The organism is Bradyrhizobium uaiense (assembly GCF_010811875.1).
Classification (GTDB): domain Bacteria; phylum Pseudomonadota; class Alphaproteobacteria; order Rhizobiales; family Xanthobacteraceae; genus Bradyrhizobium; species Bradyrhizobium uaiense.
Genome location: NZ_VKHP01000280.1, coordinates 1 through 11,158 on the forward strand (window position 1 = coordinate 1; position 11,158 = coordinate 11,158).

Consider the following 11,158-nt stretch of genomic DNA (forward strand, 5'->3'; position numbering starts at 1 on the left):
AGATCGGCTTGGTGATGTAATCGCGGCGGAAGCTCATGGTGGGGTCCTCATGGATCGGCGGCGCGGATGCATAATCCTATCGGAAAGGGCCGGTCCCCGCTACCTGATTGTCGCACCTCAGCTTTCGGAACTGAACGCGCGGCCTGCCGTTAACAAACGGCGGCTGGGCCGCGTCAATTTCGCTTTATTTGAACAGCGAAGTGTTCACCGGGGACCGGCACTTTCCGATAGGATTATGCATCCGCGCCGCCGATCCATGAGGACCCCACCATGAGCTTCCGCCGCGATTACATCACCAAGCCGATCTTCTCCTGGGCGCGTGGCGTGCTGCCGACCATGTCGGACACCGAGCGCGAAGCGCTGGAAGCCGGCGACGTCTGGTGGGACGCCGATCTCTTCACCGGCAATCCCGACTGGTCGAAATTGCTGGCGTTCGCGCCGGCCAGATTGACCGACGAGGAGAACGCCTTCCTGCACGGTCCGGTCGACGAGCTCTGCGCGATGCTCGACGAATGGAAGATCAACTGGGAATGGCGCGATCTGCCGCCCGAGGTCTGGGCCTTCATCAAGGCCAAGAAATTCTTCGGCATGATCATCCCCAAGGAATTCGGCGGCCTCGGCTTCTCGCCCTACGCGCATTCCGAAGTGGTGCGCAAGATCTCGTCGCGCTCGCTGACCGCGGCCGTCACCGTGATGGTGCCGAACTCGCTCGGGCCGGGCGAACTCCTGATGCGCTTCGGCACCAAGGAACAGCAGGACAAATGGCTGCCGCGGCTGGCCTCCGGCCTGGACATTCCCTGCTTCGGCCTGACCAGCCCGGAGGCCGGCTCAGACGCCGCCTCGATGATCGACACCGGCATCATCTGCAAGGGTAATTTCGAAGGCCGCGAGGTGCTTGGGCTGAAGCTCAACTGGCACAAGCGCTACATCACGCTGGGGCCGGTCGCGACGCTGCTCGGCCTTGCCTTCAAGGCCTATGATCCCGATCACCTCGTCGGCAACGAAGAAGAGCTTGGCATCACCGTTGCGCTGATCCCGACCCATCTGCCCGGCGTCTCGATCGGCCACCGCCATCTGCCGGCGATGCAGGTGTTCCAGAACGGCCCGAACTGGGGCAAGGACGTCTTCATCCCGCTCGACTACATCATCGGCGGCCAGGAGCGCTTGGGCCAGGGCTGGAAGATGCTGATGACGGCGCTCGCGGCCGGCCGCGGCATCTCGCTGCCGTCGCTGTCGGCCGCGGGGGCCGCCTATGCCGCGCGCACCACGGGTGCCTATGCCCGCATCCGCGAGCAGTTCGGCATTTCCATCTCCAAGTTCGAGGGCATCGAGGAGCCGCTGGCGCGCATCGCGGCGACAGCCTATCTGCTCGACGCCGCGCGACGGCTAACTTGCGCCGCGCTGAACGAGGGGCGTCACCCCGCCGTCATCTCGGGGATCATGAAGCTGCACGCCACCGAGCGGATGCGGATCGCGATCGACGACGCCATGGACATCCATGGCGGCAAGGCTGTGATCGACGGGCCGCAGAACTATCTCGGCGGGCTCTATCGCTCGGTCCCGGTCGGCATCACGGTCGAGGGCGCCAACATCCTGACCCGCAACCTGATCGTGTTCGGGCAGGGTGCGATCCGCGCGCATCCCTATCTGTTGCAGGAGATGAACGCGCTCAGCGAGACCGACCGCGAAAAGGGCCTCACCGCCTTCGACACCGCGTTCTGGAACCATGTCGGTCACAGCTTTGCGACCATGTTCCGCGCATGGGGCCGCAGCTGGACCGGCGGAATGTTTGCGCCGGCGCCGGATGCCGGCGACGCAACGGAATTCTATCGCCAGCTCTCGCGCTATTCGTCGGCATTCGCGCTGTGCGCCGACATGGCGCTGCTGACGCTCGGCGGCGCGCTGAAGCGCAAGGAGATGCTCTCGGCGCGCTTCGGCGACATCCTCTCCGAGCTGTATCTGCTCTCGGCTGTGCTGAAACGCTGGCAGGACGAGGGCCGGCAGAAGGAGGACCTTCCTGCGCTCGAATGGTCCATGGCATCGAGCTTCAAGACCATCGAGAACCGCTTTGCGGAGATCCTCGCCAGCCTGCCGAACCGTCCGGTGGCGTGGATGCTGAAATTCCTGATCCAGCCGTTCGGCGCGCGCGTCACCGGCCCGTCGGACCGCGTCGTGCAGCAATGCGCGCAGCTCGTGCTGTCGCCGTCGGCGGCGCGCGACCGCCTGACGCCGGACCTCGCCTTTGTCGAGGACGATGGCGGCGTGGCACGGCTGGAAAAGGCCTTCCGCCTCGTCACCGCGGCCGAGGACGCCGCCAAGCAGTTGCGTGCGGCGCGACTGCACGACTGGAAGGAAGCGGTGAAGAAAGGCGTCCTCACCGAGGCCGACGGCGAGAAGCTCGCGGCCGCCCATGAGGCCGTCGCCAAGGTCATCGAGGTTGATGATTTTGCGCCGGAGGCGCTGTCCCCGATTTACAAGAAAACCGCCGACGTGCATCAGTTCTTCCAGGAGCTTGGTGAGCAGAGGGCGGCGAGCTGATGGCGCGACCAGTCTTTATCGTCGACGGCAGCCGGACGCCGTTCCTGAAGGCGCGCTCCGGTCCCGGCCCGTTCACCCCGGTGGATCTCGCCGTGCAATGCGGCCGGCCGCTGCTGGCTCGGCAGCCTTTCGCACCCACCGCCTTCGACCAGGTTATCCTCGGCTGCGTCAATGTGATCGCCGACGAGATGAATCCGGCCCGGGTCGCAGCACTCAGGCTCGGCATGGGCGAGCAGATGGTCGCGTTCACAGTGCAGATCAATTGCGGCTCCGGCATGCAGTCGATCGATACCGGCTACCGCTATATCCGCGAGGGCATCTCCGACCTGATCCTTGCCGGCGGCGCCGAAGCCTTGAGCCACGCGCCGCTGGTCTGGCCCAATTCCGGCGTGCGCTGGTTTGCCGGCTTTGCCGGCGCCAAGGGACTAGGGGCCAAGATCGCGGCGGCGCTGAAGGTGAGGCCGAGCTATTTCAAGCCGATCATCGGCCTCGAGCGTGGTCTCACCGACCCGATCACCGAGCTCAACATGGGGCAGACCGCCGAGAAGGTCGGCCATCTCTTCGGCATCACGCGCGCGCAATCCGACGCTTACGCCGCCGAGAGCCATCAGCGGCTGGCGAACGCGCAGAAGCAAGGTTTCCTCAAGGGCGAGGTGGAGACCGCGTTCGCCCGCGACGGCCAGTTCTACGACCATGACGACGGCGTTCGGCCGGACTCGACGCCCGAGACGCTTGCAAAGCTCAAGCCGGTGTTCGAGCGCCCATGGGGGCAGGTCACCGCCGGCAATTCTTCGCAGATCACGGACGGCGCCTCCTGGGTGATCCTGGCGTCGGAGACTGCGGTGGCAAAGCACAGGCTGACGCCGAAGGCTGTCATCCTCGATAGCCAGTGGTCGGCACTCGACCCCTCGATCATGGGTCTCGGTCCGGTGTTGTCGGCGAGCGCGCTGCTCAAGCGCAACAGCATGACCTTGCAGGACGTCGAGACCTGGGAGCTGAACGAGGCCTTTGCTACCCAGGTGCTGGGCTGCCTCGCCGCCTGGAAAGACGAGAAATTCTGCCGCGAGATCCTCGGTCTCGATGGCGCCGCGGGCGAGATCGACCGCGCCAAGTTGAATGTCGACGGCGGTGCGATCAGCCTTGGCCATCCCGTCGGCACCAGCGGCAACCGCATCGTGCTGCATCTGGTCAATGCGATGAAGCGGCTCGGCACCAGGCGCGGCGTCGCCACCGAATGCATCGGTGGCGGGCAGGGCGGCGCGATGTTGATTGAGATGGTGTGATCATGGATTCACGGATCATGGACCTTCTCGCCGACCGCGTGCTCGAGCTCGGGCCGAAGCCGGGCGCCGACAGCCCGTACCGGAATTTCAAGCTGACCCGCGACGAGGACGGCATTGCCTGGCTGCTGTTCGACCGCGCCGGCACCAGCGCCAACACGCTGTCCGCGGACCTGCTCGAGGAGCTCGACGCGGTTGTCACGGCGCTGGAGAACCAGCGGCCGACCGGCCTCGTGGTGCGCTCGGCCAAGAGAAGCGGTTTCATCGCCGGCGCCGACGTCAACGCGTTTCGCGGCGCCAGCGATCCCCGAGCGGTCGAGACCGAGATCGGCCGCGCCCATGCGGTGATCGACCGGCTCGAGGCGCTGCGTGTGCCGTCGGTCGCGGTCATCCACGGCTTCTGTCTCGGCGGCGGCCTCGAGGTCGCGCTGGCCTGCCAGATGCGGATCGCGATCGACGATGCACGGTTCGGCTTCCCCGAGGTGATGCTCGGCCTGCATCCCGGCCTCGGCGGCACCGTGCGCTTCACCGAGCTGGTCAATCCGATGCAGGCGATGACGCTGATGTTGACGGGGAAGACCATCGACGCGCGCCGCGCCAAGTCGCTCGGCCTGGTCGATGCCGTGACGCAGGAGCGCCATGTCCGCAATGCGGTGAAGGATGCGGTGTTCGGCCGGCTCAAGCGCGCCAAGCCGGGGGCGCTGAACAAGCTTCTCAATCTCGGGCCGGTGCGTGGCTTCCTCGCCTCGCGGATGCGCCGCGAGACAGAGAAGGCGGCGCCGCGCAAGCACTACCCGGCGCCCTATGCGCTGATCGACCTCTGGGAGAAGCACGCCGGCAACCGTTCGGCGATGCTGAATGCGGAGAAAGCCTCGTTCGCCAGTCTGATGGTGACGCCAACCGCGCAGAATTTGATCCGCGTGTTCTTCCTGCGTGAGCAGATGAAGAAGGCGGCCGGCAGCGGCAACAAGGTTGCGCACGTCCATGTCATCGGCGCCGGTGCGATGGGCGGCGATATCGCGGCCTGGTGCGCCAACCAGGATATGCGGGTGACCCTGGCCGACATGAAGGCCGAGCCGATCGCGGGCGCGATGAAGCGGGCGTCGGAGCTGTTCGGCAAGATCATGCGCAAGAAGATCGACCAGCGCGATGCGCTCGACCGGCTGATCCCGGACATGGACGGCGAGGGCGTCCGGAACGCCGATGTGATCATCGAAGCGGTGCCGGAAAAGCTCGAGCTGAAGCAGAAGGTCTATGCCTCGCTCGAACCGAAGATGAAGCCGGGCGCGATCCTTGCGACCAACACGTCGAGCATTCCGCTGCAGGATCTGCGCACCACGCTGGCACGGCCGGAGCGGCTGCTCGGCCTGCATTTCTTCAATCCGGTGTCGCGGCTGCAGCTCGTCGAGGTCGTCAGCCATGACGGCACCGATGCCGGCATGCTCAAGGAGGCGCTCGCCTTTGTCGGCGCCATCGACCGCCTGCCGCTGCCGGTGCAAAGCTCGCCGGGCTTCCTCGTCAACCGTGCGCTGACGCCCTACATGCTGGAAGCGATGATGATGCTGGACGAGAAGACCGACCAGCGCCTGATCGACGCGGCCGCTGTCGAGTTCGGCATGCCGATGGGCCCGATTGAGCTTGCCGACCAGGTCGGCCTCGATATCTGCCTCGATGTCGGCGACATGCTGCGATCGAAATTCGGCGACACTCTGCCGCCGACGCCGGCGTGGCTGCGCGAGAAGGTCGCCAAGGGCGAGCTCGGCCGCAAGACCGGCAAGGGCTTCTACACCTGGAAGGACGGCAGGGCGGAGAAGGCGCCGCTGCCGGAAACCGGTCCGCGCGTCAGCGACGAAATGATCGATCGCCTGGTGCTGCCGATCTCGAATGTCTGCGTTGCCGCTCTGCGCGAGGGCATCGTCGACGATGCCGACATGGTCGACGGCGCGATGATCTTCGGCACCGGCTATGCCCCGTTCCGCGGCGGCCCGCTCAACTACGCGCGCAGCCGCGGCGTCGACAATGTGGTGTCGGCCTTGCAAGCGCTGATGCACAAGTTCGGCGGTCGATTTGCACCGGATACCGGCTGGGAGGCTTTCAAGTGACCGACGCGCAAATGACCGACGCGCAAGCGCCCGACACTCAAACCCACGTTCACGCGCCGGCGATCACCGGCAACGAGCCGCAGGGCGATCTCTGCATCCGCACGCTGGCGATGCCCGCCGACACCAACGCCAATGGCGATATCTTCGGCGGCTGGCTGCTCAGCCAGATGGATCTCGGCGGCGGCGTGTTCGCGGGCAAGGTTGCGAAGTCCCGCACCGTGACGGTCGCGATCGAGGCGATGAATTTCCGCAAGGCCGTCTATGTCGGCGATCTCGTCTCGGTCCACGCCAACCTCGTGCGCGTCGGCCGCACCTCGATCACGGTGCATCTCGAAGCCTGGGTGCTGCGCCGCCGCGAGCAGCAATCGATCCTCGTCACCGACGGCAATTTCACCTATGTCTCGATCGACGAGCAGGGCCATCCGCAACCGATTCAGCGCGATGGTGCGACGATTTCGACCTGACGTTTTTCGCGGCAGACACAGCTGATTCGGTGCGAAGGAAAACGCGTCGAAACTGAGACCGCAGCGCGGCTTGATTGCAAATGCGGCGCTTCACGTCGCAAATAAATCGAGGAACAAACAGGCGGTGGCACCGTTGTCGGGCCGAATCAAACCGAGGCCGACTATGTCTGACTGCTATGTCATCGAAGTGAGTTCACAGACCGCGGGTATCGTGGTGCGCGATACCGGTGGTTACGCTTTTTTTGCCGCCTCGCACCGCTTCCAAGCACTCGAGGGCCAAATCTTCCGCAACGCACGCGAGGCCGAGCGCGCCGCGCGACGGCTTGTCACTGGGCAAGATTTGCAGCTGGCCTCCTGATGGCAAGCCAGGCGGCGCGGCGTTTGCGTGCACCGCAATAGTCTGTATTGATGCATCCGAGCTCACGGAAACGTTTTTCGGATGTCGCAGACACGAGGCCAAGCGTCGCAGACACAGGACAAGGCGTCGCAGACACAAAACAAGGCGCTGCTGTTCGATATCGACGGCACGCTCGCCGATACCGATCCGCTGCATCTGGCCGCGTTCAACAAGGTGCTCGGCCCTCATGGACACACCTTCGATCACGCGCGCTTCGGCAGGGAACTGCAAGGCTTCTCCAATGCGTCGATCGGCGAGCGCTTTCTCGCTCACGAGCCGGCTGAACGCCGCGCCAGTATCCTCGGCGAGAAGGAGCGGATCTTCCGCGAATTGGTCTCTGGCCAGATCGTGCCGGTGCCGGGATTGATGGCGCTGCTCGAGCGGGCCGATCGCGCCGGCGTGGCGATGGTGGCGGTGACCAATGCGCCGCGCCCGAACGCCGAACTGCTGCTCGCGGGACTGGGCATCGCGCACCGATTCAAGGCCGTGGTGATCGGCGATGAACTGGCGCACGGCAAGCCGCATCCCTTGCCTTATCTCGAGGGATTGCGCCTCGCGGGCGCGTCGGCACAGGCTTCGCTGGCGTTCGAGGACTCGCGCTCGGGCATTCAGTCCGCGACGGCTGCGGGCATTGCGACGGTCGGGATGCGAACCGGGCTCAGCCACGCCGATCTGATCGCGGCCGGCGCCGTCGCCAGTGCCCGGGCGTTCGACGATCCGGAATTGATCCGCTTGGTCGCATCGGCGATGGCGTGGTGAGGAATCGTGCCGGCACGCACCGCCTCGGCATTTGCTGCAACGCAGTTAACCCCGGTAATGCTTGCTCGTTGACGTCGGTGCCGATCGGTCGCACGATAGGCGACTCGCCGTTTCAAGGGGGCCGCCGTGGCCGGACTCTCCCACCGCCAGACTGAAATCCTCAACATCGCGCGTGCTTTTGGCCGGGTCATGGTCGAAGACCTCGCCAAGCGATTCGAGGTGTCGGCGCAAACCATCCGCAAGGACCTCAACGATCTCTGCGACGAGCGGTCGCTGACCCGCATCCATGGCGGCGCGATCATCGCCTCGGGTGTCGAGAACCTCGCCTATGAGGCGCGCCGCTTCGTCGCTGCCGAGGAGAAGAAGGCGATCGGCGCCGCCGCAGCCGCCCGGATTCCGAACGGCTGCTCGCTGTTCATCAACATCGGCACCACGACGGAAGAGGTCGCGAGCGCGCTGACCTCGCACGAGGATCTGCTCGTCATCACCAACAACCTCAACGTCGCGATGCTGCTGTACCGTCATCCGCGCATCGAGGTGGTGGTGGCCGGGGGTACGGTGCGCCGCGCCGACGGCGCCGTGGTCGGCTCGACCGCGACGCAGCTGATCGGCCAGTTCAAGGTCGACTACGCCATCATCGGCGCATCCGCGATCGACGAGGAGGGCGCGCTGCTCGACTTCGACTATCGCGAGGTGCAGGTGGCGCAGGCGATCATCGCCAATGCGCGCAACGTGATGCTGGTGTCGGATGCGACCAAGCTCCGCCGCAGCGCGCCGGTGCGCATCGCCCATATGAGCCAGATCCAGACCTTCGTCACCGATTCGCCCTTGCCGGCGGGCCTCGCAAATATCTGCCACAGCCGCGGCATCGAGGTCGTCGTGGCGATGGACAAGCCGGCAGTCGATATCGACGACAACGGCGCAGACGCGGCACCGGCGACGCTGCGCAGCGCGTGATTCCGTATCGCATCGCTGTTATCGCTCGGCGATTCAGCAAATCCGCGCGCGCAGCTCTCTCACCGTCATCCTGAGGAGCGCGCCCTTGCGCGCGTCTCGAAGGATCGGCGGCCACCAGCCGGGCCGTGCACCCTTCGAGGCTCGCTCCGCTCGCACCTCATCAGGGTGACGGCTAGGGAGTGCCCCCGCGACGGTCATCTCGCCCAAAGAATCCCCAATAAAGGTTCCCCATTTTCACTTTGCTTTCGTTTTCGGTTGTGATTTACTCCAATCCGAAAGTAAAACCGTCAAAGCGAAGATGGTTGCCGGGGGAAGCGTTCTTTGGATCAGATTTACGACCTCGCCATCATTGGAGGCGGCGTTAATGGCTGCGGCATCGCGCGCGATGCGGCGGGCCGGGGTAACTCTGTTTTCCTCTGCGAAATGAATGACTTGGCCAGCGGAACGTCGTCCTGGTCGACCAAGCTCGTGCATGGCGGTCTGCGATATCTCGAATATTACGAGTTTCGCTTGGTGCGCGAGGCGCTGATCGAGCGCGAGATCCTCTGGCAGATCGCGCCCCACATCATTCGCCCGCTGCGTTTCGTTTTGCCCCATCACGCGGGCCTGCGCCCGGCCTGGCTACTGCGGCTCGGTCTCTTCCTCTACGATCATATCGGCGGCCGGCATCTGCTGCCGGCGACGCGCTCGCTCGATCTGACGCGCGACGTGGTCGGCAAGCCGCTGATCCCGGGGCGCTACACCAAGGGCTTCGAGTATTCCGACTGCTTCGTCGACGACGCGCGGCTGGTTGCGCTGACTGCGCGCGACGCCGCCGATCGTGGCGCCGAGATCCGCACCCGCACCCGTGCGGTCGAGATGCGGCAGATCGACGGCGTCTGGCACGTCACGGTCGAGGATGGCGCTACCGGAGCCCGCGACACGATCAAGGCGCGCGTGCTGGTCAACGCCGGCGGTCCGTGGGTCGAGCAGGTGCTGGCCACCGGCGCCGGCGTCAACGCGCGGGCCAAGGTGCGCCTGGTGCAGGGCTCGCACATCGTGGTGCCGAAGCTCTACGACCACGACCGCGCCTACATCTTCCAGAATGCCGACGGCCGCATCATTTTCGTGATTCCCTATCAGGACGAATTTTCGCTGATCGGCACCACCGATCGCGACTATGACGGCGATCCGGCCAAGGTGAAGGCGACGCAGGAGGAGATCGAGTATCTCTGCGCCTCCGCCAGCGAGTATCTGGCGAAGCCAGTGAAGCCCGAGGACGTGGTCTGGAATTACTCCGGTGTGCGTCCGCTCTATGACGACGGCGCGAGCGAGGCCAAGGCCGCGACGCGCGACTATGTGTTCGAGCTCGATACGCCCGGCGGAGCGCCGCTGCTGTCGATCTATGGCGGCAAGATCACGACCTATCGCCGGCTCTCCGAAGAGGCGCTGGAACGGCTGTCGCCCTATCTTCGCGGCGCGAAAGCGCAGGAAGGCTGGACCGGCAAGGCGCCGCTGCCCGGCGGCGACATGGACGTGTCGGCGGTCGCGGCGCTGAGCGCCGAGCTGGTTCGCAACCATCCATTCCTCACGCAGCCCCACGCCAACCGTCTCGCGCATGCCTACGGCACGCGCGCCAGAAAAGTCTTGGGCAATGCAGCATCGGCTGAAGATCTCGGCCGGTCCTTCGGCGCCACCTTGACGGAGAGTGAAGTCCGGTACCTGATGGCGAACGAATGGGCGCGGACTGCGGAAGATGTCGTCTGGCGACGATCCAAGCTGGGCTTGCGGATGACGGCGGGTGAAATCGCCGCGCTCGACGAGTGGATGGTCGCCAACCGTGTGTCCGGTGAACGTTCCCTCCGCGAAGCGGGAGGACGGGCATGAGCGTTACACTGCAGAATGTCACGCGAGCCGTCGATGGCATTCCGACCATCCGCGACGTCTCGCTGACGCTGGAGCGTGGCACGCTCAGCGTGCTGCTCGGGCCGACGCTGTCCGGCAAGACCTCGATCATGCGGTTGCTCGCCGGCCTCGACAAGCCGACCGCCGGCCGGGTGCTGGTCGACGGCAAGGACGTCACCGGCGCCGACGTGCGGCAGCGCTCGGTCGCGATGGTCTATCAGCAGTTCATCAATTATCCCTCGCTGACGGTCTACGAGAACATCGCTTCGCCGCTGCGGGTGCAGGGCAAGCCGAAGGCCGAGATCGAGAAGCGGGTGGCGGAAGCGGCCGCCCTGCTGCGGCTCGAGCCTTACCTCAAGCGCACGCCGTTGCAGCTCTCCGGCGGCCAGCAGCAGCGCACCGCAATCGCGCGCGCGCTGGTCAAGGGCGCCGACCTCGTGCTGCTCGACGAGCCGCTCGCCAACCTCGACTACAAGCTGCGCGAGGAGCTGCGCGCCGAGCTGCCGCGCATCTTCGAGGCCTCCGGCGCGATCTTCGTCTACGCCACCACCGAACCGTCGGAAGCGCTGCTGCTCGGCGGCGACACGGTGTGCATGTGGGAAGGCCAGGCGCTGCAGATCGGCGCGACGCCGAAGGTCTACCGCCATCCCGACACGCTGCGCGTCGGGCAGATTGGCGTAGAGGCCGGCCGCGGGCGCCTGCTCGCCGCCGGCATAGATCACCCGGTCAGCCTTCTTTTCGATGCCGATGACATTGAGCGGCGGATCGGAGAACACC

Annotated in this window: 9 protein-coding genes; all 9 read left to right on the forward strand. The window is 65.5% G+C overall.

Features of this window, described 5'->3' with window-relative positions:
- Positions 1-270 precede the first annotated feature (270 nt).
- The gene (locus FNJ47_RS40050) at positions 271-2,538 is read left to right on the forward strand and encodes an acyl-CoA dehydrogenase (RefSeq protein WP_163161518.1); all 2,268 of its coding nucleotides are present in this window, start codon (positions 271-273) and stop codon (positions 2,536-2,538) included.
- Positions 2,538-3,821: an acetyl-CoA C-acetyltransferase gene (locus FNJ47_RS40055; protein WP_163161520.1), complete on the forward strand. Its 1,284-nt coding sequence runs from the start codon at positions 2,538-2,540 to the stop codon at positions 3,819-3,821. The genes FNJ47_RS40050 and FNJ47_RS40055 overlap by 1 nt, the downstream gene beginning before the upstream one ends.
- A 2-nt stretch (positions 3,822-3,823) precedes the next feature.
- Positions 3,824-5,920, forward strand: a complete 2,097-nt coding sequence (locus tag FNJ47_RS40060; protein ID WP_163161522.1) for a 3-hydroxyacyl-CoA dehydrogenase NAD-binding domain-containing protein — start codon at positions 3,824-3,826, stop codon at positions 5,918-5,920.
- An 11-nt stretch (positions 5,921-5,931) separates the two neighbouring features.
- The gene (locus FNJ47_RS40065) at positions 5,932-6,384 is read left to right on the forward strand and encodes an acyl-CoA thioesterase (protein ID WP_165446081.1); all 453 of its coding nucleotides are present in this window, start codon (positions 5,932-5,934) and stop codon (positions 6,382-6,384) included.
- A gap of 163 nt (positions 6,385-6,547) precedes the next feature.
- The gene (locus FNJ47_RS40070) at positions 6,548-6,742 is read left to right on the forward strand and encodes a hypothetical protein (RefSeq protein WP_163161526.1); all 195 of its coding nucleotides are present in this window, start codon (positions 6,548-6,550) and stop codon (positions 6,740-6,742) included.
- 81 nt (positions 6,743-6,823) lie between these two features.
- Positions 6,824-7,540: an HAD family hydrolase gene (locus FNJ47_RS40075; RefSeq protein ID WP_163161528.1), complete on the forward strand. Its 717-nt coding sequence runs from the start codon at positions 6,824-6,826 to the stop codon at positions 7,538-7,540.
- A gap of 126 nt (positions 7,541-7,666) precedes the next feature.
- On the forward strand, positions 7,667-8,497 hold the full coding sequence (locus FNJ47_RS40080; protein ID WP_163161530.1) for a DeoR/GlpR family DNA-binding transcription regulator: 831 nt from the start codon (positions 7,667-7,669) through the stop codon (positions 8,495-8,497).
- Positions 8,498-8,818: 321 nt separating this feature from the next.
- A complete protein-coding gene (gene glpD, locus FNJ47_RS40085) occupies positions 8,819-10,363 on the forward strand; it encodes a glycerol-3-phosphate dehydrogenase (protein WP_163161532.1) in 1,545 nt (514 codons plus the stop codon).
- Positions 10,360-11,158 (forward strand): ABC transporter ATP-binding protein (locus FNJ47_RS40090; protein WP_236000365.1); only part of this gene is annotated, 799 nt, incomplete at its 3' end. The genes glpD and FNJ47_RS40090, both read left to right, overlap by 4 nt.